Annotated in this window: 18 protein-coding genes; 11 read left to right on the top strand and 7 right to left on the bottom strand. The window is 38.8% G+C overall.

What is annotated here, in order from left to right; genetic code table 11:
- The first annotated feature begins 13 nt into the window (after nt 1-13).
- From DUT71_RS00095 to DUT71_RS00060, 8 genes are all read left to right on the top strand, one after another.
- Complete coding sequence (locus DUT71_RS00095) at nt 14-1,285, top strand: oligosaccharide flippase family protein (protein WP_162795902.1); 1,272 nt, start codon at nt 14-16, stop codon at nt 1,283-1,285.
- Nucleotides 1,275-1,952, top strand: coding sequence for a hypothetical protein (locus tag DUT71_RS00090; protein WP_113660528.1), 678 nt, complete (start codon nt 1,275-1,277; stop codon nt 1,950-1,952). The genes DUT71_RS00095 and DUT71_RS00090 overlap by 11 nt, the downstream gene beginning before the upstream one ends.
- Nucleotides 1,953-2,546: 594 nt before the next feature.
- Complete coding sequence (locus DUT71_RS00085) at nt 2,547-3,287, top strand: DUF268 domain-containing protein (protein WP_205313798.1); 741 nt, start codon at nt 2,547-2,549, stop codon at nt 3,285-3,287.
- Between the two features lie 14 nt (nt 3,288-3,301).
- On the top strand, nt 3,302-4,402 hold the full coding sequence (locus tag DUT71_RS00080; RefSeq protein ID WP_113660527.1) for a glycosyltransferase family 4 protein: 1,101 nt from the start codon (nt 3,302-3,304) through the stop codon (nt 4,400-4,402).
- Entirely contained in the window at nt 4,402-5,304 is a 903-nt protein-coding gene (locus tag DUT71_RS00075; RefSeq protein WP_113660526.1) for an NAD-dependent epimerase/dehydratase family protein, read from the top strand. The genes DUT71_RS00080 and DUT71_RS00075 overlap by 1 nt, the downstream gene beginning before the upstream one ends.
- A gap of 239 nt (nt 5,305-5,543) precedes the next feature.
- On the top strand, nt 5,544-6,365 hold the full coding sequence (locus DUT71_RS00070; RefSeq protein WP_240186812.1) for an MraY family glycosyltransferase: 822 nt from the start codon (nt 5,544-5,546) through the stop codon (nt 6,363-6,365).
- A gap of 51 nt (nt 6,366-6,416) precedes the next feature.
- Nucleotides 6,417-8,357, top strand: a complete 1,941-nt coding sequence (locus DUT71_RS00065) for a polysaccharide biosynthesis protein (protein WP_113660524.1) — start codon at nt 6,417-6,419, stop codon at nt 8,355-8,357.
- Nucleotides 8,358-8,364: 7 nt separating this feature from the next.
- Nucleotides 8,365-9,987, top strand: a complete 1,623-nt coding sequence (locus DUT71_RS00060) for a gliding motility protein RemB (RefSeq protein ID WP_113661054.1) — start codon at nt 8,365-8,367, stop codon at nt 9,985-9,987.
- Between the two features lie 63 nt (nt 9,988-10,050).
- On the opposite strand, the gene fcl is transcribed toward DUT71_RS00060, so the two are convergent.
- Nucleotides 10,051-10,977 (bottom strand): GDP-L-fucose synthase, encoded by a 927-nt coding sequence (fcl, locus tag DUT71_RS00055; protein WP_113660523.1) that lies wholly within the window; start codon nt 10,975-10,977, stop codon nt 10,051-10,053.
- A 37-nt stretch (nt 10,978-11,014) separates the two neighbouring features.
- The gene (dxs, locus tag DUT71_RS00050) at nt 11,015-12,943 is read right to left on the bottom strand and encodes a 1-deoxy-D-xylulose-5-phosphate synthase (RefSeq protein WP_113660522.1); all 1,929 of its coding nucleotides are present in this window, start codon (nt 12,941-12,943) and stop codon (nt 11,015-11,017) included.
- Nucleotides 12,944-13,117: 174 nt separating this feature from the next.
- Here dxs and glyA point away from each other — a divergent pair, with 174 nt between their 5' ends.
- Nucleotides 13,118-14,389, top strand: coding sequence for a serine hydroxymethyltransferase (glyA, locus tag DUT71_RS00045; RefSeq protein WP_113660521.1), 1,272 nt, complete (start codon nt 13,118-13,120; stop codon nt 14,387-14,389).
- A gap of 25 nt (nt 14,390-14,414) precedes the next feature.
- Nucleotides 14,415-17,174: a PAS domain S-box protein gene (locus DUT71_RS00040; protein WP_113660520.1), complete on the top strand. Its 2,760-nt coding sequence runs from the start codon at nt 14,415-14,417 to the stop codon at nt 17,172-17,174.
- 113 nt (nt 17,175-17,287) lie between these two features.
- Here the strand turns inward: DUT71_RS00040 and DUT71_RS00035 are convergent, their stop codons facing one another.
- Together DUT71_RS00035 and DUT71_RS00030 are read right to left on the bottom strand one after the other, a co-directional pair.
- Nucleotides 17,288-18,673: a hypothetical protein gene (locus DUT71_RS00035; RefSeq protein WP_162795900.1), complete on the bottom strand. Its 1,386-nt coding sequence runs from the start codon at nt 18,671-18,673 to the stop codon at nt 17,288-17,290.
- Nucleotides 18,670-19,371, bottom strand: a complete 702-nt coding sequence (locus DUT71_RS00030) for a ComF family protein (protein ID WP_113660518.1) — start codon at nt 19,369-19,371, stop codon at nt 18,670-18,672. The genes DUT71_RS00035 and DUT71_RS00030 overlap by 4 nt, the downstream gene beginning before the upstream one ends.
- 115 nt (nt 19,372-19,486) lie before the next feature.
- On the opposite strand from DUT71_RS00030, the gene DUT71_RS00025 reads away from it, so the two are divergent.
- Nucleotides 19,487-20,659 (top strand): TlpA family protein disulfide reductase, encoded by a 1,173-nt coding sequence (locus DUT71_RS00025; RefSeq protein WP_113660517.1) that lies wholly within the window; start codon nt 19,487-19,489, stop codon nt 20,657-20,659.
- Here the strand turns inward: DUT71_RS00025 and rlmN are convergent.
- The 3 genes from rlmN to DUT71_RS00010 form a co-directional block, all read right to left on the bottom strand.
- Nucleotides 20,656-21,705: a 23S rRNA (adenine(2503)-C(2))-methyltransferase RlmN gene (gene rlmN, locus DUT71_RS00020; protein ID WP_113660516.1), complete on the bottom strand. Its 1,050-nt coding sequence runs from the start codon at nt 21,703-21,705 to the stop codon at nt 20,656-20,658. The two genes, DUT71_RS00025 and rlmN, sit on opposite strands and share 4 nt — an antisense overlap.
- Nucleotides 21,706-21,784: 79 nt before the next feature.
- Nucleotides 21,785-22,702, bottom strand: a complete 918-nt coding sequence (gene rluF, locus DUT71_RS00015; protein ID WP_240186811.1) for a 23S rRNA pseudouridine(2604) synthase RluF — start codon at nt 22,700-22,702, stop codon at nt 21,785-21,787.
- A 112-nt stretch (nt 22,703-22,814) separates the two neighbouring features.
- The gene (locus tag DUT71_RS00010; protein ID WP_113660514.1) at nt 22,815-23,312 is read right to left on the bottom strand and encodes a DinB family protein; all 498 of its coding nucleotides are present in this window, start codon (nt 23,310-23,312) and stop codon (nt 22,815-22,817) included.
- Nucleotides 23,313-24,293: the final 981 nt, after the last annotated feature.

The following is a 24,293-nucleotide window of genomic DNA, read 5'->3' as shown; positions in this document are numbered from 1 at the left end:
GTTATTTAAAATAGTGAGAGCCATAAATATATTTAAGAAATCTAAATTTCTTCAAGCAATTTCGGTTGTTTTTTCCTCTACTTTAGTTAAAATATTATGTATTTTTTTAGTCACTAAGTATATTTCTTTGAGGTTTGGGCCAGAAATGTTAGGGCTATATGGTCAGAGTCAAAATTTAATAAATTTAATCATTACATTTTCAACGCTATCTTCGGCAACAGGTATAACGAAATTTATAGCTCAATATAAGGATAATGCTATACTATCAGCTAAATTAAATGTGGCTGCTTGGGTTATTACATTATTCGGTTCATTAATAGTTTCCGCATTAGTTGTAATCTTTTCAAACTCTATTTCGAGTTTTATATTCTTTTCAAGCTCTTATTCTAATTTAGTTAGGTTGATTGGGTTATCTACTTTTTTCATTGCGGCTTATAAGACACAAATTGCTATTTTGAATGGAAAGCAATCTTTTAAAAAAATTGCATTTTGGGAAATTATATTTAACATTGGAAGTTGCGCATTATTGCTCGTGATGGCCATTTGGAATAAAAGCAATATACTGATTTCGATTTCTACAAGTTATCTGATTATTTTCTGGTTCATGAACAGGTTGGGTATAAAGCCTATTAAACTCTTTCTAAGATTTAAAAGACTAAATGTGATGGTGCCTTTGATAAAATATTCAATATTAATTTTTATTCAGGTCGGTATCGGATATATTGTTGAAATAATGATAAGAAAATTGTTGGTGAGCCATTTGTCTCTAAATGATTTAGGTTTGTATGAGGGGATGAATAAAATTTCGGGGGCAATCTTATTGCCATTATCCAGCATTATATCAATATACTTTTTGCCTCTTTTTGCTCATAATAACGGCCAAAGCTTTAACTCGAAAATCATAGACACTTTTAAGAAGATTATCCCACTTTTAAGCTTATCTCTTATCCTTATTTATTTTTTAAGGATAATTATTATAAGGTTAATGTTGTCAAATAGTTTTTTAATCATCGAGAAGTATGTATTTTTACAATTAGCTGGGATTTTCTGTTCAGTTATTAACTTGGTTTATTTAAATGCACTTTTAGGACGAGGTATGATTAAATTGATCTTTATATTCGCAATATTATTTTCTTGTTCATTGTTTTTTTTAAACTTAGTCTTAATCCCTAGATTTGGCTTATCAGGAGCATTCATTAGCTATTTTATTTGCTCCTTTATTGGAGTAATACTATATATCACCGCCCACTTAACTTACAATAAAAAAATTAATTATGCTAAATAAGATAGTAAACGGAGTTTTAGGAATGTCTCCACAAATATTCCAACCTTTTTTAATGAAGAAATTTAATAGGCTTTCTCGCGAGAATTCTTTCGTTAAAAGATTAATAATAAATGATTGGGAAAAAAATGGTAGACCCTCCCCTCCGCCGCATATTATTAAGCAATTGGCAATAAAAAATGTTCAAAAAGAGTGTTCATATACAACCTTAGTGGAAACGGGTACTTTCTTAGGAGATATGGTTGAAGCTCAAAGAATGAACTTTTTGAAGATTTATTCCATTGAACTAAGCGAAAGATTATGGCAAGGCGCAGTAAAACGTTTTAAGAATTTTCCGGATATCGAAATACTTCAAGGGGATAGTGGCGATGTGTTAAAAAGCTTAAAGGACAGATTAATTTCACCTACGATATTTTGGCTGGATGGTCACTATTCTGGTGGTTTTACTGCATTAGGAGACAAGATCTGTCCAGTTTTCGAGGAACTAGATGCAATATTTAACAATAAAAATCTAAAGCATATTATTTTAATTGATGATGCTCGTTTATTTATTGGTACGGGCGGCTATCCGACTACTGAGGAGTTAAACGAATATGTTAAGGCGAATATGCCGAACTATACTATGCGTATTAAAGATGACATTATACACATTAGGCCTATAGAATCTTAATGATTTAATGAGAATATTGATTGTTATAGCGCGTGGAGACTCTATTGGCGGAGCGCAAACACAATGTATTATCTATCGCTAAAGGACTTAAAGCTAATAGTGATTAAGTTCTAGTAGCATTGGGGGGGAAGAAGGAGTATTCTCATCTCTTTTAAAAGCCGAAGGGATAAACTAAGTCCTGCTTAAATATCTTAAACGACCTGTTCTTCCCGTTGAGATTTTAGAGCTGTTTATGAACTTTGTAAATTGATTAATCTTATAAACCCAATTTGGTAGCCCTACACTCATCAAAGGCTGGTATACTGGGGAGAATTGCCGGAGCTTTCACCAAAGTTCCAACAGTTGTGACTATACACGGTTGGTCTTTTCTTCTCAGTCATCAATTTAATATATTTAAATGCCTTTCTTGGCCGGGGGAAAATTAAACTTGTTTTTTATTTAACAATTTTAAATGCCATAATGTATCTGATATCTAGCTATATAATCATATCATTGTTGGGTTTTTAGGGCATCTTTTATAGCGATCTCTTTGCCGCCCTTTTGGGATTCTTAACATACTTAACAACACAATTGGTAATCTTAAAAAAAAATAATATGCGCTTAAAAAATATTCCAAAGCTTTTTGTTTATGCACAAGAGTATCTTTCTTTAAGTAAACAACTGAAAAAAAATCCAGATTTCAAGATAACGTCTTTTCGACCTTTTCTTGGTGACAAAACAGAAAGTGGAGGGACAATTTCTGGGCATTATTTTCATCAGGACTTATTGGTCGCCAAGAAAATTTATTCAAATAATCCAGTTAAACATGTTGATGTTGCATCTCGTATCGATGGTTTTGTCGCACATGTTGCTGTATTTAGAGAGATAGAAATTTTTGATATAAGACCTCTTGAATCAAAAGTCGATAATATCAAATTCATTCAGTTAGACTTAATGAATGTAACTGGTAATTATACTGAATATTGTGATTCTATTTCTTGCCTACATGCTATTGAGCATTTTGGATTAGGCCGCTATGGTGATCCAATAGATGCAAATGGCCATATTAAAGGCCTTAATTCTATATATGATATTTTGAAACCAGAAGGTGTATTTTACTTTTCAACCCCAATTGGAGCTCAGAGGATAGAATTTAATGCACATAGAGTTTTTAGTATAAAATATTTGTTGGAGCTATTTAAAGACCAATACGTATTAAGGGGGTTTTCTTATGTTAACGATGCGGGTGATTTATTTGAGAATATTTCACTAACCGATGAACTGATAGAGAAAAATTGTGGCTGTTCATATGGCTGTGGAATATTTGAGCTGGTTAAAATTAACAAATCAAACTAAGTTAGTTCGTTTTGATGAGAATACTTATCGTAATTACTCGTGGAGATTCAATTGGTGGAGCGCAAACCCATGTATTATCTATCGCTAAAGGACTTAAAGCTAACGGAGATCAAGTTCTAGTAGCATTTGGGGGGAAAGAAGGAGTATTCTCATCTCTTTTAAAAGCCGAAGGGATAAACTACGCCCTGCTTAAACATCTTAAACGACCTGTTCGTCCCGTTGACGATTTTAGAGCTGTTTATGAACTTTGTAAATTGATTAAATCTTATAAACCCAATTTGGTAGCCCTACACTCATCAAAGGCTGGTATACTGGGGAGAATTGCCGGAGCTTTCACCAAAGTTCCAACAGTTGTGACTATACACGGTTGGTCTTTTACAGACGGAATAAGTAATCTTAAAGCTATTTTTTATAAAAGTATAGAAAAGGCATTGGCCCGTTTGGCTGATAAATTAATTGTTGTTTCTGATTATGATCTAAAATTAGGGCTTGATAATGGAATATCACATCGTAACGCTTTTGTCAGAATATATAACGGAATCTATGTAGATGATCAATTTGAAATTGAACGGAAAACAAAAAAGGATAAAGTTGAGATAATAATGGTTGCCAGGTTTGATAATCAAAAAGATCACTCAACCTTAATTAAGGCGTGTAAGGATATCGAAAACATCCAAGTTAGGCTGTTGGGAGACGGACCCAATATGGAGGCAATGGTGGCTTTGGTGAAAAGTCTTTATGTAGAAGATAAGTTCATTTTTGAAGGTTACCAAAGTAATGTGGGTGAAAGTTTGCGTCGAGCAGATATCTTCGTTTTGATATCAAATTGGGAAGGTTTCCCTATATCTACTTTAGAAGCAATGAACTATGGTTTGCCAGTAGTGGTTTCAGATGTAGGTGGCGCTTCTGAGGCTGTTAAAGATGGTATTAGTGGTTTTCTGGTGCAAAGGGGAGATGTGGAGGCCTTACGCGAAAGAATTTTGATGTTAGTGGAAAATCCTGTACTTAGGCAGGATATGGGGCGTCATTCTAGACAATTTTTGCAAGATAACTTTACACAAATAAAAATGTTTGAAGAAACGTATCAAGTTTACAGAGAAATAGCTAAGCTTTAATGAAAATTTTAATTACCGGTGCTAGTGGCTTTTTAGGTAAAGAGATTGTCCGTGAGATTGCTAATGAGCATACCTTGGTTTCCTTGGGTCGGCATAGTGCTGATATTGAAGTTGATTTGTTCTTTCAAATTCCTAAACTAGATTTTTTTGATCTAGTCATCCACGCCGCGGGAAAAGCACATTCAGTTCCGAAAACTGCAGCGGAAAAGCAAGAATTTTTTAACGTAAATGTAGTGGGAACAGAGAATTTGCTAAAGGGACTTGAAGAAGCGCCTTCATTGCCAAAATCATTTGTCTTCATTAGTTCTGTATCAGTATACGGAATAGAAAGTGGTACTAATATAAATGAAAGTTGCCACTTGAATGCTACTGATCCGTATGGGCTAAGTAAAATTCAAGCAGAGCAAATTGTAAAGGATTGGTGTACAAAAAACAATGTTACTTGTAGCATTTTAAGATTACCTCTTTTAGTAGGCTCTAATCCACCAGGAAACTTAGGCGCTATGATTAGGGGAATAAAAAAGGGGTATTATTTTAATATTGCAGGTGGGGCGGCTCGTAAAAGTATGGTGATGGCGGAAGATGTTGCGAAGATTATACCTAAATTGACTGAATTAGGCGGTGTGTATAATCTAACCGATGGATATCATCCAAGCTTTAATAAGTTGTCAAAGCATATTGCCAATCAACTTGGGAAAAAAAACGTACCAAATATGCCGAAGCCTATTGCCGTATTGTTAGCTAGAATAGGAGATCTAATTCCAAAGTTCCCGTTAAACTCTGGTAAATTTTTTAAGATAACTTCAGATTTGACCTTTAATGACGATAGCGCTAGGTCGCTATTGGATTGGTCTCCCCGTCCAGTCTTGGAAGCTTTTAAGTTATCACAATCTTTCCCATAACTCAAAGAGCAAAATAGTGGGAATATATATAATACGCTAAATACTTGATTGCATAATTATCCTTTTTCCAAATGCCAATTGCCAGTTTATTTCTATACTTTATTCTTTTTCTAGTACTTGAGCTTGTTTACTTCAAAATTGCAGATCGTTTTAATATCATTGATAAACCCAACCATCGTAGTTCCCACACAAGCGTCACCATCCGCGGCGGAGGCATCATATTTCCAATTGCAGTTTTGGTGTACGCACTAATCAGCGGCTTTCAAAGCCCTTATTTTGTGATTGGCTTACTGGCAATTTCAACCATTAGTCTCTTAGATGATATTTTAACTTTAAATAACAAAGTTAGATTAAGCCTACACCTTACCTCGGTATTGCTACTTTTCTTTCAGTGGGATCTGTTCAGCTTAAACTGGTATTGGGTATTAACCGCCTTGATCTTTGTAATAGCTACCATCAATGCCTATAATTTTATGGACGGCATAAATGGCATTACCGGAGGCTATAGTTTGTTAACCATTGGCACCCTATATTACATCAACCAAAACTTGGTCAGTTTTACTTCCGCGGAACTTTTACTGATCGTCGGTTTATCATTGCTGGTATTTAATTTCTTCAATTTCAGAAAAAAGGCAAGGTGTTTTGCCGGAGATGTTGGAAGTGTTAGTATTGCCTTTATTATCGTATTTTTTATTGGTCAGCTGATCATAACTTCGCAAAACCTGTCCTATATTTTATTGCTTTTAGCATATGGTACCGACACCGCATTCACCGTGCTGTTCAGAAAGATTAGGGGCGAAAATATTTTTGAGGCCCACCGTAGCCATTTCTATCAATATCTTTCCAACCAATTGAAATATGCCCATATTTTAGTCTCTGCGCTTTACATTGTGGCGCAATTATTGATAAATGTATTGTTGATTTCATTAATTAACGAAACTATGATCTACACTTTACTTTTATTTTTAGCTTTTATTGCCACTTACCTTTCTCTTCGATTCAATCTTGAGGGAAAAAATAGGCTTTTGGTCGCTTATGATACGCATCGTTCACAAATGTAAAAATTTTGTTAGACCATGGTTTTGTTGTACCTTTATTTAAAATAGCCTATTTTGTTTGGTAAAATAAATATCGTCCCTCGGTGGATTATCTTTCTTCTAGACTTGGGCATTTGCTTAGTTTCGCTCGCGGTTGCTTACGCTGTTAGGTTAAACTTGGCATTGTCGGATGTCAACGTTGTAGAATTTAGTAGGAATATTCTTATTCTAACGGCCATTAACATCATCGTATTTTTCAATGTAAAAACCTATGCCGGTATTATTCGCTACACAAGTGCACAAGATACCTTTAGGATTCTCTTTGCAGTGCTGATTAGTAATGGCGTATTTTCCTTTTTGAATTTTGTGATTACGGCCCTGGGTTTCCATCCGTATATCTCCAATACGGTACTCATCATCAATCTGCTAACGTCATTTCTGTTGTTGATTACCTACCGGGTACTGATCAAGTACTTTTTCATGTATATCAAAAACTTGAACCTTGATAAACGCAAGGTAATTGTGTATGGGGCAGGCGAAGCAGGATTGGCTACCAAAAGGACTTTCGACCACGATGGCAAGGTAAACAAAACCATTATGGCCTTTGTAGACGACGATGAAAGAAAAGTTGGAAAAGCTATTGATGGGATCAAAATACTGAGCGCCAGGCGTTTAGAGCAGCTTATCAGAGAACATGAAGTGGATGAAGTGATCTTTGCTTCTTATACGATCCCGCCTGAAAGAAAAAATAGAATTGTTGATGTATGCTTGGAGAATGAGGTAACGGTACTGAATATTCCTCCAGCCGACGCTTGGGAAGATGGTAAACTCAACAAGTCCCAAATACAGAATATTAATATCGAAGATCTCCTGAACAGGAAGCAGATCGAGATAGATGTAAAAAGCTTGCAAACGCAGTTGAAAGACAAAAGGATTTTGATAACCGGTGCAGCAGGTTCTATTGGGAGTGAAATCGTTCGGCAATTGCTTAATTTTGATATCGGACTGATTATTCTCTGTGACCAATCTGAAACAGCATTGCATAATGTATACCTGGAACTGGAGGAAACCTATAAGCATAATAATTTTCACGCATTTATTGGCGATGTGAAGGATGAAAAGAGAATGAAACATCTTTTCGAAATGTACAAACCCCACTATGTGTACCATGCGGCGGCGTATAAACACGTTCCCTTAATGGAAGATAATCCTTCAGAAGCCATTAAGAACAATGTGCACGGCACCAAAATGATTGCAGATCTGTCTGTTAAATATGGTGTGCAAAAATTTGTGATGGTTTCTACCGATAAGGCTGTAAATCCAACCAATGTAATGGGAGCTTCCAAGCGCATTGCCGAAATCTACGTACAGTCCTTAAATAATTCCTTAACACAAAAAGACTTTATATTTAGTAATGGTTTAAGCTACATTAACGAAATGGAAGTGAAGCCTATAACTAAATTTATTACTACCCGGTTTGGAAATGTATTAGGATCAAATGGCTCGGTAATTCCGCGCTTTAAGCAGCAAATAGAAAAAGGCGGGCCGGTAACGGTGACCCATCCTGAAATCACCAGATATTTTATGACCATCCCTGAAGCCTGCCGACTTGTTCTTGAAGCAGGTTGTATGGGTAACGGAGGCGAGATCTATGTGTTTGACATGGGTAAGTCCGTGAAAATTGTAGAACTGGCCAAGAAAATGATCCGTTTAGCAGGATTGATCCCTAATCAAGATATTAAAATTCAATATTCAGGGCTAAGACCAGGCGAAAAGCTTTTTGAAGAGCTTTTAAATGATAATGAAAACACCCTGCCAACCCACCACGAACAGATCATGATTGGTAAAGTTAGGGAGTATGTATTTGATGATGTGGAACGGCAGATATATACCCTATTGCAGCATGCAAGTGCCAATGATGACAGAAACGTGGTAATTGCCATGAAAAAAATTGTAGCCGAATTTAAAAGCAAAAATTCTGTTTTTGAAGAGCTAGACGGTGTAGCAAATGACTAATACTTACATGAAAAAATACCTTATAGTGGCCACATTTATGGCCTTTTTTGTTTTTAGCACAAAAGCGCAGCAGCCGGTAACTACTGCTAACCAAAATATACTACATGACTACCAGCTGTATCAGAAACTAAATCGGTCGGTTTATGATACCAATACTAAATTTCACTCTTCCATTAGAGGGTTTTACGCTGATGATCCCAGGCTTAAATTCACCTATGATTCGTTGATGAATTATGGTACGGATAGCCTAAATAGAAGAAGTTGGGTACATAGGAAACTTTTTCAGGAACATTTAATTGAAGTTAAAAACGAAGAGTATCATATTTATGCCGATTTTCTTGGCGACTTTCAAATAGGAAGGGATTTTAAGGGCAGCAGAACAACTTGGCTAAACACTCGTGGATTTCAAGTTGGCGGAAATGTGGGGGAGAAATTTTCCTTTTATTTGAACGGCTTTGAAAACCAAGGTAAATTTGCCGATTATGTGAATGATTATATTGTGGCCAACCAAGTAGTGCCAGGTCAAGGTTACGGAAAACTGGCGACCGATAAACAAGATTGGTCTTATGTAACAGCGCTCCTTTCTTATACGCCCAATAAATATCTAAATTTTGCGCTCGGCTACGATAAGAACTTTATTGGCGATGGCTACCGATCAGTACTGCTATCAGATGCATCTTCAAATTACACCTTCTTTAGATTAAGAGCTAGCTTGGGGAGCTTGCAGTACCAAACCATTTATGCGTATATGCTTGATCCGGGAGCGCCAAAACTGGCCAATGATAGAAGATTGGGGGATAGGGGCAAGTGGATGGCTGCACATTACTTAGATTGGAACGCTACCAAGAGATTTTCCATTGGGTTTTTCCAGGCGGTAACCTGGGCTGATGCAGAGGTAGAGGGCAAACGTGGGTTTGACTTTAATTATATCCACCCATTCATGTTCCTGAGGCCGGTTGAAAATACCAATACAACCTCTCCCGATAAGATGAGGCTGGGAATAAACGCAAAGTATGAAATATTGGAAAAAACAGCCTTGTATGGCCAGTTTATGTTTGATGAATTTACCGCCAAGGAATTTTTTAAAAGCAATGGCTATTGGGCAAATAAATGGGCCATACAGCTAGGTGTGAGAGGTTCAGATTTATTCAAGGTAAAAAGCTTAAACTACCTTGCTGAATTTAACACTGCACGTCCTTATACTTATGCTCACTTTGATAGACTTTCTAACTACTCAAATTATAACCAGCCGTTAGCGCACCCATTTGGGGCAAACTTTAGGGAGTTTTTGGGGATTTTGAACTATAGTGTGAAGAAATTTGATTTTCAGGGACAGGCTTTGTATGCAGCGTATGGCTTAGATCCAACAGGGGCTAATTTCGGGAAAGATATTTTTAAGAGTTATGATACTAGGTCTGTGCAATACGGAAGCCATGTAGGGCAAGGGATTTTAACCGAGCTTTACATGCTACAAGGAAAGGCAGCATATTTACTTAACCCAAAATATAACTTGAGGTTAGAATTGGGTGGGGTATTAAGACAAGAAAAAAATAGCTTGGGAACCCATAATACCGCTATGGTAACCTTTGGTTTAAAAACAAGCTTTAGAAATTTATACTACGATTTTTAATCTTTCGGAATTTTGAAGGCTAATAGGCCAATAAGAAAAAGCTCCGCACATGCGGAGCTTTTTCTATTTCTTGCTTAAATAATCTTGATAAGCTAACTTCAATCCTTCTCGAAGTTCTATCTGGTGTTTCCAGCCTAAATGATGAAGTTTTGAAACGTCCATCAGCTTTCGGGGTGTGCCATCCGGTTTGCTTGTGTCAAAAACAAGTTCTCCTTCAAAACCTACCGTTTCTTTAACTGCTAAGGCCAGATCCTTAATCGTTAAATCTTCTCCGGTGCCTATATTAATTAGGTTCGGTTCATTGTAGTTTTCCATTAGGAAATAACAAGCATCGGCCAAGTCATCTGCAAATAAAAACTCACGCATAGGTGAGCCCGTTCCCCAGATTACAACTTCTTTGCTGCCATTGTTTTTTGCCTCATCAAACTTTCTGATAAGCGCAGGTAATACATGAGAGTTTTCGGGGTGATAATTGTCGTTATAGCCATACAAATTGGTTGGCATTACCGAAATAAAATTGCAGCCATATTGGTCTCTGTAGGCATCACACATTTTAATGCCAGCTATTTTGGCAATAGCATAAGGTTCATTGGTAGGTTCCAATAATCCAGTGAGTAGGTAATCCTCCTTAAGTGGTTGGGGAGCCAGTTTAGGGTAAATACAGCTTGATCCCAAAAACATCAGTTTCTTTACACCATTCAAATAGGATTGATGAATTACATTGTTTTGGATTGCCAGGTTTTCGTACAGGAAATCGGCACGATAAGTATTGTTGGCTACAATGCCTCCTACTTTTGCGGCCGCCAGGAAAACATATTCGGGTTTTTCCTGGGCGAAAAAATCGGCAACTGCTTGTTGATCTCTAAGATCGAGCTCATTTGAAGTGCGAGTTACAAGATTTTGATAACCCTCTTTTTGTAATTTACGATATATGGCAGAGCCAACCATCCCCCGGTGACCTGCAACAAAAATTTTAGAATTTTTTTCCAATGTTTTATGGTAATTGTTAAATCTAAGCCTGAAAGGACTAAGAAGCCATTATTTTAGTGGGCCTACTTACGGCAATTTTCTTTACTGCTTGGATAATCGAATGCGTATCATAACCACATAATGCCCAAAGTTCAGGTTGTTCGCCATGTTCAATGATCTCATCTGGTATGCCCAATCTCACTACATTTGCTTTATAGTTATGGTCGGCCATAAACTCTAGTACAGCACTTCCCATTCCTCCTTGTAAACACCCGTCTTCCACCGTAATCACGTTTTTAAAGCGTGTAAATACTTCGTGAAGTAATTCGGTATCCAAAGGTTTAACAAAACGTAAATCAAAATGAGCTGGGTTAATTCCGTCACTATTCAGCTCTTTACAGGCTTCAACGGCAAAGTTGCCTACGTGGCCTATGGTTAAAATGGCAACATCTTCGCCATCGCATATTTTTCGGCCCTTTCCAACTTGTAAGGTATTGAGTGGCCGTTTCCAATCAGGAAGAACACCGCTGCCTCTTGGATAACGGATGGTGAAAGGTCCCATGTTTTCTTGCTGGGCGGTATACATCATGTTACGCAGTTCCTCTTCGTTCATTGGCGATGCTACCACCATGTTAGGAATGCAGCGCATGAAGGCTAAATCATAAGCACCATGGTGGGTAGCCCCATCGGCACCAGCCAAACCAGCCCTATCAAGGCAAAATACTACGTTTAGGTTTTGTATGGCCACATCGTGGATAACTTGGTCATAAGCCCTTTGCATAAAGCTAGAATAGATATTACAAAAAGGGATTAGCCCTTGTGCTGCCAAACCAGCTGAAAAAGTTACCGCATGTTGCTCGGCAATGCCTACATCAAATGCTCTGTTAGGCATGGCTTTCATCATGATGTTGAGAGATGAACCAGAAGGCATTGCCGGGGTAATACCAACAATTTTGTCGTTGGCCTCCGCAAGTTCAACCATGGTATGGCCAAAAACATCCTGGTATTTGGGCGGTTGAGGTTTGTCTACCACTGGTTTTTTGATCTCGCCCGTAATTTTATCGAACAAGCCAGGGGCATGCCATTTGGTTTGGTCTTTCTCCGCCAATGCAAAGCCCTTGCCCTTAACCGTTACGCAATGCAACAGTTTTGGCCCCGGAATATCTTTTAAGTCCTTAATGATGGCTGCCAAACGTTTTACGTCATGTCCATCTACCGGACCAAAGTATCTAAAATTTAAAGCCTCAAACAGGTTGCTTTGTTTAAGCAATGTCCCTTTGATGCTTTTCTGTATTTTCTTTACATATTTCTGTGCGTTAGGCCCAAGTTCCGAAAGTTTGGTCAAAACGTTAAACACATCGTCTCTAAAGCGGTTATATGATTTAGAAGTAGTGATGCTAGTAAGGTATTCTTTCAGGGCGCCAACATTGGGATCAATGGACATGCAATTGTCGTTTAAAATCACCAAAACGTTCGATTTTTCGATGCCTGCATGGTTCAAGCCTTCAAAAGCAAGGCCTGCGGTCATAGCTCCGTCACCAATAACGGCAACATGTTGCCTGTCTTTTTCACCTTTGTAGTGTGAGGCAACGGCCATGCCCAAAGCAGCCGAGATAGAGGTTGAAGAGTGGCCAACGCCAAAAGTGTCGTATTCACTTTCGCTAATCTTTGGGAAACCACTAATGCCGTTAATGATACGGTTGGTATGGAACTGGTTACGCCTTCCCGTTAATATTTTGTGCCCGTAAGCTTGGTGTCCTACGTCCCAAATGAGCTTGTCGTAAGGCGTATTTAAGGCATAATGTAGCGCTACAGTTAACTCAACCACACCTAGGCTGGCACCAAAATGACCGCCATTAACGCTCACTACATCAATGATATACTGGCGAAGTTCCTGGCAAATTTGTTCAAGATCCTGCTCTTTATATTTTTTTAAATCCGCTGGATAGTTTATCGTTGATAATAAGGGCCCTGTCTTAACTTCCATGTATAATTATAAAAGCACAAATTACGGCATTTTGTTTAACAAATTTATGAAGAATAATTTCAAATTACAGGAGCCGCATTTTCAATGTTGATGAGAATGACTTAGTTATACGAATTACTTCATTGTATAACCTAATAATTTGAGTATTTTTACCGAACAAACATAATTCCAATAATGAATAGAGATACATTAGTTTTCGACTTAATTAACCAAGAACTAGACAGACAAGAACACGGATTAGAGCTTATTGCATCAGAAAATTTTGTAAGTAAGCAAGTAATGGAAGCGGCAGGTTCGGTATTGACCAACAAGTACGCTGAAGGACTACCAGGAAAACGCTATTATGGTGGTTGCCAAGTAGTAGATGAGATTGAAAATATTGCCATTGATAGAGCAAAGCAACTTTTCGGGGCTGAATGGGTAAACGTACAACCACACTCAGGAGCACAAGCTAATGCTGCGGTAATGTTAGCGGTAATTCAACCTGGTGATAAAATCTTAGGTTTCGATTTGTCGCACGGAGGTCACTTGACCCACGGTTCACCAGTTAATTTCTCAGGAAAGCTATATCAGCCATTGTTTTACGGGGTTAAAAAAGAAGATGGTTTAATTGACTATGCAAAATTGGAAGAAATTGCTTTAGCCGAAAAGCCGAAGTTGATTATTTGTGGAGCTTCTGCCTATTCAAGAGAGTGGGATTATGCCTTTATCCGCAAAGTTGCCGACCAAGTTGGAGCTTTGGTATTGGCTGATATTTCGCATCCGGCAGGCTTTATTGCCAAAGGATTGTTGAACAACCCACTGCCTCATTGCCATATCGTAACCACTACTACCCACAAAACCTTAAGGGGCCCTCGTGGTGGTATGATCATGATGGGGAAAGATTTTGAAAATCCATTTGGTTTAAAAACACCAAAAGGCGAAATCAGAATGATGTCGTCGTTATTAGATATGGCCGTTTTCCCAGGCACTCAAGGAGGACCATTAGAACATATTATTGCCGCTAAGGCCATTGCTTTTGGAGAGGCTTTAACAGACGAGTACGGCGATTATATCAAACAAGTAGGGGCCAACGCACAGGCAATGGCCAAAGCTTTTGTAGCAAAAGGCTACGGCATTATTTCTGGTGGCACCGACAACCACTTAATGCTTATTGATTTAAGAAATAAGAATATTACCGGAAAGCAAGCGGAAGAGGCGCTTGGTAAAGCAGACATCACGGTTAACAAAAACATGGTGCCTTTTGACGATAAATCTCCATTTGTAACTTCCGGTTTTAGAGTGGGAACAGCTGCAATTACTTCTAGAGGTTTTAAAGAAGCTCAAATGGCAGAAATTGTTGACCTTATTGACGAAGTGGTTTTAAATCCGGGAGACGAGCAGGTATTAAATAGCGTAAAAACAAAAGTTCAGACGTTAGTAAGTCGTTTTCCTCTTTATAAATAGTTATATTAGATCATAGTTATCCAATATGCTAAAAGTCCCTTCTCCAAGCCATAATCTGGAAGAGCAGCGCTTGGCTGCACTTTATTCTTATGATGTGCTTGGAGAAGGTCTTGAAAATGAGCTCGATAATCTGGTTAAGCTTGCCGCCCAAATTACCTCTGTAAAAAAAGCCTATATCAGTTTTGTAGCACAAGACACCATCGTTTTTAAAGCCACCTACGGTCTTACTACCAAAGAACGCATCTTCAAAAGGAGCGATAGCGTTTGCCAGTATGCGATGTACCAGGATTTCTATATCGCCGGCGACATTAGGACGCATGATGATTTTACTGGTAGCCCTTTACGCCTTTCGCAGGAAAACCTGGTGTTTTATGCCAGTGTACCTTTAGTTGATGCCGAAGGTTTTCCTTTGGGTTGTTTGTGTATTGTAGATGATTGCGAAAGGCATTTAACTTCCCAGCAAATTGAGGCGCTGCAAACGCTATCTGTCCAAATCATGGCACAGCTTGCCCTACGCAGAAAGAACCTCCAATTGGCGGCTCAAACAAAACGTGCCGAAGATTTTGTTAACGTGTTTCAAGCCTCGCCAGAAATCCACTGTATTTTAAACAGGGATGGAGATATCATGTTTGTAAACCAAGCGGTTGATTCCATGCTAGGCTATAGCCCCCAAGAAGTATTGGGAAAGAGCATGTGGAGCTTTTGCTACAAAGAGGATATTTTAAGGATATCCACCTACCTCGAAGAAGGACTAAAGCAAGGCCATAAACAATTTTTCCTCGACTTTAGGGTGGTAGATAAAGCGCACAATATCAAGTGGCTAAGCTGGAGCATGGTAGCCAAGGAAGATGCTTGGTATAGCTATGGCCGTGACATTACCGAGAAGAAGCGGTTGGATGTAGAACTTACCCATTTATCTTTTGTGGCAAGTAAGGTAAACAATGGGGTGGTAATTAGCGATGATTATAACCGGGTAAGCTGGGCTAACGATGCCTTTACAGAAATTACTGGGTTTACGCTGGAAGATATCCAGGGCAAGCCTTTGGGAGATTTGATCAGAGGCCCTGAAACCGATTGGTCAGTGATAGAAAATGCAAGGAAGCTAACGAGCGAAAAGAAATCATTTACCGTTGATATCCTCGCTTACCGGAAAGATAAAAGGAAAATCTGGCTTTCTATTTATAGCACCATTATTTTAAGTGCAGATGGCGAAGTAGAAACCGAGATAGAGATCATTATCGACATTACCGAGAAAAAAATGGCCGAACAGCAATTGGAGGTCCTGTCAACCGTTGCCAGTAAAACACATACCGGTGTGGCCATTTGCAATCAAAACGGTGAAATCACCTGGGTAAACGATGCCTTGGAACAATTGATTGGCTACTCTGCTCAGGAACTCTCTGGTAAAATGTTGGGAGATGTGCTTTCTACCGATGAAACTGACAGACGGGTAATTTTGGAAGCCAGGCAGGCATCAGAACATAAAAAATCCTTTTCTATTGAAGTACTTGCCCAAAAAAAGGATGGCACTTCTATTTGGCTTTCCGTTTCTAATACCCCAATTGTTAACGACAAGGGAACTGTAGAACGATACATCGAGCTAATTGGAGATATCACCGAGCGTAAACAGGCCGAGCGAGATATATTATTTGCCAAGGAACAGGCCTTGCAGCTCAGCGAAGCAAAAGAAATGTTCCTGTCGGTAATGAGCCACGAAATACGCACCCCCCTAAATGCGATCATTGGGATGACACATCTTTTGATCGAAAACAATCCGAAGCCATCACAAACAGAAGACCTGAATATCCTGAAGTTCTCCAGTGAGAACTTGTTGAATATCATCAATGATGTACTTGATTTTACCAAAATTGAAACCGGGAACCTACACCTGGAATTTCTACCGGTCAATCTTCAAAACCTATGCAACGATATTATCAGCTCATTGCAGGTAAATGCCCATAAGCAGCACAATGTATTAAGTTTGAACTTTGACCATCAGGTGCCGACATTGGTTTTGGCAGATAAAACCAGGCTTTATCAGATATTGATGAATTTGTTGGGCAATGCCATCAAATTTACCACCAATGGCAAAGTTGAGCTGTCTGTTGAGGTGCTTAATGAAGTTAGGGACGATATAGCAGTTTATTTTGAGGTAAATGATAACGGCATAGGCATTCCATCTGATAAGAAAGACTATATCTTTGAAACCTTTACCCAAGCAAAAGCTGATATTTCTAGAAAATATGGCGGCACTGGACTTGGATTGGCCATTACCAAAAAGCTGTTGAAGCTTCATGGCACCGATATCAAAGTGGACAGCGTGGAAGGAGAGGGTACTACCTTTTCATTTGTCATTAACTTCAAAAGATCATTACAAACGGAGCTGCCAGAGAAAGCCAAAGAGGTCATTTTTGAAGGAAAAAGAGTTTTGGTAGTGGATGATAATGAGATTAATATCCTTATTGCCAAGCGGATTTTGATGAAATGGGGACTAAACATCGATTTTGCCTCCGATGGTTACCAAGCCATTGATGCCATAACTAAAAATCAATATGATTTGGTATTTATGGATATTAAAATGCCAGGCATAAATGGCTTTGAAACCACTATTATCATCAGGGAAATGGAAGATGGACATTATAAAAACTTGCCAATAGTAGCGTTAACGGCTTCGACCCTGCACGATGAAGAAAGCAAATTTAGAGAAAGCGGCATGAATGGTCATGTACTGAAACCCTTCAATCCGGGCGAGATTAAAAAGGTGCTTGCTCGTTATTTATCCTAAAAGTAAAGGGCCGATATCCCGAATGGAACTATCGACCCTTACCATCTAAATTAACGCTCTCGATATAATAAACGAGAACGAGGGGCGAAAAGTTTTTTAAAAAACAAAAAAAATCAATTTTTCTCGTAACATCCTAATTCAGAGGGGAATAATCTTTCTTTCCCCAAAAGATCTTTGAATAGGTAAATTGAAAAATACGGGTGAGTGAGTAAACTGTTTCCTTTGTTTATTGCAGGACTATTATCGTTGATCTTGAAGTTGCCTTGTCTGGGGTTAATGAACAGCGGATCCGTGTTGATGAGGTTGCCGTTGTTTGCGTAGGCCTGCTGGCTACTCTTAATGAGGTTGTTCTTTACCTCAACTACCGAAACTGCATTGGATTTTTTTTCTACCGTGAATTCATCTTCTAAGCTGCCCCAAATAACATTATTGGTGAGTGTGGCATTTAGTGACGCAAATTCCTTTGCGCTGATAAAATCAGAAAGAAACACTGCGGGGCTTCTACGGGCAAAACTGTAATTATAGGCAGCAAAAGTATTTTGTGCCAGGTCATAAGTGCCACCGCCAATACCGTAAATTAAATATTGTCCGCAATTGTAAAAAAGGTTGTTGTAAGCCACCAATTGGGTATGATAGCCCAAAAAGCCCACTACCTGCATGTTTTTGATTACGGTGTTGGCCAACACCAACTTTGGATTACTGTTGGACGAGAGTGAATCAACGGTAATGCCTGCAATGCCGTTTTTAATGGTAGCGTGATTAATCACAGAGTTTTTGCTGCTGCCATAAAAGTGTAATCCATTCCACTGCCCAGGCTCTTCTTCGTAAATGCGTTCTGTCCTGTCGCTGGCAAACAAAATAGTATCTTTAGGAGTGCCTATTGCCGTAAGAGTTCCCTTGATGTTCATGGTAGAACCATTGTGGAAAAACACCCTGCTGCCCGCCGCAATGTTCAGGCTAACGTTTTCTGGAATGGTTAAAGAGTTGTAAATGATATAAGGGAGCTTGCTATCCCAGGTGGTATGGCTATTGATGGTAATATTTTTAAGGAAATTGGCATTTTGGCCATAGGCAACCAATGGCATTTTCTCCTTTTTGCCATTAAAGAACATCAGGATAGAATCCTCTACAATAAAAGGCTGGTTTTGGGCCGTTGGGTTAATCAACACCTTTACCAAAATATTGATAGAGTCTTTTCCGTTGATTTTGATGTTTTTCCCCTGAACCATCTGTTGACCATTTACATTCATGCTAAAAGGTGAATTTGCGCCACCACCTATTTTGATGTTATCGATATTAATGGCCTTTTCGTTATAGTTGAAAACTTTAACTCTGCGCACGGTAGAGCCTATAGAAGTAAATACGGTATCGAACAATACGCTATCGGTAGAAAAATTGAGTTTCGCTTTTGGATCAAAAGTAATGTCCTCATCCTTATTGCAGGCTGTAAAGGACAGGGTAAACATCGCTAATAAAAGAAGGAGGTAATTATGTTTCATTGTTCTGCATAAGCTATAGCTGCAACACTCAATTTTTTAACTCCATGGCTCAGCAATACATTTCCGCAAGCTTCTAAAGTAGCGCCAGTGGTCACTACATCATCAACTAGCAAAACATGCTTATTAGCCAGTTCCATTTCATTGTTAACGCAAAAAACACCTTGCATATTCTCATAGCGAGTGTATCTTGCTTTTTTGGTTTGACTTTCTGTTGCTTTATTTCTGGTTAAACTTTTGGTGTCCATCGGAACATCAAGCGCTTGGGCCAAACCTTTTGCAATATACTCACTTTGATTGTAACCTCTTAACCTAAGTTTCTTTTGATGCAAGGGAACAGGGATAATTAGATCAATATCTACATAATACTGACTTGTTGAAAGTCTTTGTCCTATTAGTTTCCCTAAACTAGTGCCGATATTAGTTTGGTTTTTATATTTTAAGCCATGCAGGAGGTTCTGCACTTTGGTTCCTTTTTTAAAATAGAGCATTGCCATGGCGGCTTCCAAAGACAAACGTCCCCAAAATTGTTTAGCCAATGGATTATCTGGATAAATATGGTAGTCGGTGTAGGGAAGGTCATAGATACAGGCGGTACAAATATCCTTTTCCCCTTGGTATAACAAATTTCCACAGCCATAACACAGTTCTGGGAACAACAGATTAAGGAGATCTTCGGTATAACGTTTTAAGGCAAACATTATACAAGTTACTAAATATTAATCTATTGTAGCGTAGTAGGTGCTCGGGTTTTGGACGAAATGTCTTATATTGTAAACTGACTTTAATGTTGACTGCATATTATTATTCGCTCTTATGAAAAGACTACTATTGTTGATGTGTGCCTGCTTCTTTCTTTTGTCGTGCGACCAAGAAAATTTTGTGACTATCACAGGCGACTTTAAAAACATGGAAAATGTACTGGTCACATTAAGGTTTGATAATAAAGTTTTGAAGACCGATACAGTCAAAAATGGAAAGTTTGAAATGTTGGTAAAACTGCCCAATAATAGGTTGTTCAGCTTATCTTTTTTAGATACTGAAATTAGAACTGTAAAAGGAATACCTACTAGAAATTTGCCTTTTATCAATGCATTCACTGGCGATAAAGAGGTAAAAATATCCATTTTGGCCGACTCTATACAAGGATTGTTTCGCTTCGGCAATTATAAAGTACTGGGGAGCTCCGAGAATCAAATCGAGTACAATAACTATCAATCCCTAATTAAAAAGGATAGCGAAAATAATCAAGCAAAATTTAATATCCTCAGCAAAAAGCAAGATGAAGCTTTATTGGCTAAAAATGATTCGTTGTATACCTTATACACAGATTCCCTAAGATTTCAAGAGCAACTAAATAAAACATCTCACCATAAAATTATTAGGGATTTTATAGCCAATCATCCAAACAGCCACGTTTCCATGTACTTGCTTTCAAAAAGATCAGATTTAAAAAGTAATCTGGCTTTCTATCAACTTTTATACAACAAGGCAGATAGAAAATACCGGAAGAGCTGGTATGGCTTGTATTTTGCCAAGCGTGTAGAGCAATTGGAGAAACTGAAAGAAAAATATATTAAGCAGCTAGAGGTTGATGCTTTTGATGTGAATGGCTTACGGTTTAATTATGGGAAATATACCAACAGCAAACTGATTGTTTTTGATATATGGGCTACTTGGTGCATTCCCTGCATGGAAGATATGCCTGCTGCTTTGAAGCTGGCAAAGGAGCTGGAAAGTAAATCGGTAAGCTATGTTTTCCTTTCCTATGATTTTAATGGTAAGTATTGGAAGCAGCAGATTCAAAAACTGGGACAGATAAACAGCTATTATCTCTCAAACGAGACCAGAAAATTTCTTAACGAAGCATTGGTCGTTACAACTATCCCTAGATATATGATTTTGAATAATAAAGGAGAGATATTGGTATTGGATGCGCCATCGCCGTCATCTCCAGGGCTCAAGAAATTGATTGAAAGTATGCTTTAAGCCTTCTCTTTTACTGCCAATTGTCCGCAGGCGGCGTCAATATCTTTACCACGGCTTCTTCTAATGTTGGTGGTAATTCCTTGTTTACGAAGATAGGCTGCAAAAGCATCAATTTTATCACCCTCTGCATTGATGAAATCAGCAAATTGGATTGGGTTATACTCGATAATGTTCACTTTGCAGGGAACATGCTTACAGAACCTGGCCAGTTCCATGGCATCTTGTATCTCGTCGTTAAAGTTGTTAAAAACAATATACTCGTAGGTAACTGGATTTTTGGTTTTCTGAAAATAGTATTTCAGCGCCTCAGCCAAAGCTTTTAAAGAATTATGCTCGGTAATAGGCATAATTTCATGGCGTTTCTCGTCATTAGCTGCATGAAGAGAAAGCGCCAAGTTGAATTTTACGCCGTCATCGCCCAGCTTTTTAATCATTTTGGCAATACCTGCGGTAGATACCGTAATCCTCTTATAGGACATGTTCAATCCATCTGGAGCAGTAATGCGTTCTATAGATTTAAGTACATTGGCGTAGTTCAGTAAAGGCTCGCCCATGCCCATGTACACAATGTTGGTAAGGGGAATATTGTAGTTCTGCTTGGCTTGCTGATCAATTAAAACCACTTGGTCGTAAATTTCGTCGGCATTGAGATTACGTTTACGCTCCATGTAACCCGTGGCACAAAACTTACAGGTTAAGCTACAGCCCACTTGTGAGCTTACACAGGCCGTCATCCGATCTTCAGTTGGAATTAAAACACCTTCCACAATGTTGCCATCATATAATCTAAAAGCATTTTTGATGGTATGGTCGTTGCTGAATTGCGCATTGCTGATTTCAACTGTATTGATGGTATAGCCATCATCAAGTTTCTTGCGCAAATCTTTGGAAAGATTGCTCATTTCCTCGAAACTACGTGCAGATTTTTCCCAAAGCCACTGATAAACTTGTTTGGCCCTAAAAGCGGGTTCCCCCATATCCTTGAAATGTTGGGCTAACTGCTCGGGACTTAACGATCTGATGTCTATCTTTTTTGTGCTTTGCATGGACTTGCAAAATTACAAAAAAAAGCTGAGCCAATGATGATTCCCCGTTCAATGGCGCATTTATGACACTGGTGCTATATTAACGTCGTTTTTTGGCACCTGAGTGTTTGGTTTTTGCACCCGAAAATCCTGGTTTTGGCTTCTGCTTGGCAGGCTTATGGCTGTTCTTGGCCCCTGGTTTGCTCCGCCGATCTACATTGGTGCCTGTATGGTTTGGCTTTGTTTTTCCAAAACTCTTTGCCGGTTTTGCTGTCGATGGCTTTGGTACTTTAGCTGTTTCCGAACTCGAATCGGCCAGCAGTTTATAAAGAACTGCTTGTTCTTTTTCATCTAGTTCACGCCAATCGCCAAGTGGCAAGCCCTTAAGGGAAATGTTCATGATACGGACACGTTCCAGTTTGGTTACCTCATAACCGAAATATTCGCACATGCGACGAATTTGCCTATTAAGTCCCTGAACGAGTGTAATCCTAAAAATATGGCTGCTTTCTTTCTTAACCTTGCATTTTTTGGTCATTACGCCCAAAATTGGCACGCCTTTGCTCATATCCTCTACAAACTGCTCGGTAACAGGTTGGTTAACCGTAACAAGGTACTCTTTCTCGTGATTATTGCCCGCCCTAAGAATTTTGTTAACTAAATCACCGTTGTTGGTTAAAAAAATCAAGCCCTGCGAATCTTTGTCGAGCCTGCCGATAGGGAAAATACGCTCGCTGTGGTTTACATGTTCTACAATGTTGTCCTTAACCCCGGTTTCGGTGGTGCTGGTAACGCCTACAGGTTTATTGTAGGCAATAATGATGATATTTTCCGCTTCGCGGGCAGCAATTTTTTGTCCATTAACGCTTACTACGTCGCCAATGGCCACTTTGTCTCCTACCTTGGCCCGCTTACCGTTGATAAATACTTGGCCCAACTCGATAAATTTATCGGCTTCTCGCCTCGAGCAGAGTCCGCTTTCGCTAATGTATTTATTTAAACGTGTGGTAAGTTCCATGATCAGAGTTGGTATTGAAATGCAAATTAACCAATTCTAATTGGGATATGCTCATAAATAGCCTTGCGAAGTTCAATTATAAACTTCGCAAGTGATTATTCTGGTCAATTCATTAGAAACCTAGTTCATCTGCACTTGGTCCGTAAGATCCCGGGATTGGAATATCTAACAAGCGTAGATACACGCCTAATTGTGCTCTGTGATGGGTGATCTGGTTAAGAGATACTCTAATTATGCCATATTTGGTCATTTCGGCATGGATTTGCTCGCCAGTACGCAACACCCAAGGCTTGTCCAAGTCTGCCTCGCTTAAGGTCGAAAGGCTTTCCAAACTTTCTTTGGTGTTTTTCTCCATTAAGGCAACCAATTGATCGTTATTATCGGCCTTTGCAGGATTGTAAGGAGCGGCAGCAAAATCAAGCTCTTCGGTTTCAATGCCTAACTTCGGCCAGCTACTCAAATCAGCAATATGAGTGGCAAGGTCTATCATCTTCATACTTTTCTCATGGGGTGCCCAATCTGATTTTCCGAAAGGAACTAAAGCTAAAAATTTAAGGGTGGTTGCAGTCTCGTTTGCTAACTCTTCTTTTAATTGATTGATCGTATTCATGTCTAAATTGTTTTGTTGAAACAAAGTTGACCCGCTCAACTGACAACCCTATGGCAGTGTGTTTTTTGGTTTGAAAAAAATTATTCGCAAGAAAAAATTGCCTTCCTGAGATTGGAGATAGTTAGCCGTTATATTAAATTTAATGAGAGGAGGTAAAAGAGTGGGGGATATGCCAAAAGTGCTCACCTTTTCTCTCCAAAGTGGGCACATATTACGCTCGATGTGGTTGTTTCTCGTTCTATATTTTGTTAATAAATGGGGTAGATGTGGGCTTTTGCGTAGCAAAAGTGATTTGGAAAGAATGGCTATTTGAAATTTCTTGGACCCCAGGCTATGAATATCGTATTGTCAATGGAAGGGTTTGCAAAAACTGAACAATGGGTTGGGTGGTCGGTTTGGAACGAAAGGTGGCGGTTACTTTTGACGAAATCTACAATATTGGCGAATTGATGATGGCATTGCCTACCTTATTATGCTCTGGGATATAATAAGTAGAGAGCCCTGTTAGTATCGGTATAATTGTTTCTGTGCTTGGTAATCTTGGTTTCTACTATATAATATATGAATGGGGGCATGCCGTTTAATATAGTATATATAGGTAAAAGTAGTAGCGTTTAATATATGATGTAAGGATAAGCTGCCATCCGTATGTCCATTGTCCATGCCAGGCTTGCCAAAAAAAAGCAGCCCCGTTTCCACTGATTTGCGCCATGTTCCGCTTCCCTGCCATATCCTGTTGTATTTTTTCTGCTTGTTCCCCAGTGCTTTGCGAGTTTATTGGTGATAAAAAAGGCTGTTTGTATTGCATACGGGATATATTTTCCTACCTTTGCACTCCGCTTCGGAGGAAGGGGTTGAGGTTGAAAAGAGGAAGGAAAGAGAAGGACGAGATGAAGAAAGGCAGGCAGGTAGAAAATATTTCATTTTTTATTTGCACAGAAGAAAAAGTTTCCTACCTTTGCATTCCCAAACGAAACGGGA

The sequence above is a fragment of the Pedobacter nanyangensis genome, assembly GCF_003313505.1.
GTDB classification, from domain to species: Bacteria; Bacteroidota; Bacteroidia; order Sphingobacteriales; family Sphingobacteriaceae; genus Pedobacter; species Pedobacter nanyangensis.
Note: the sequence above shows the minus strand (reverse complement) of the source record. Positions and strands in the feature narration are given on the sequence as shown.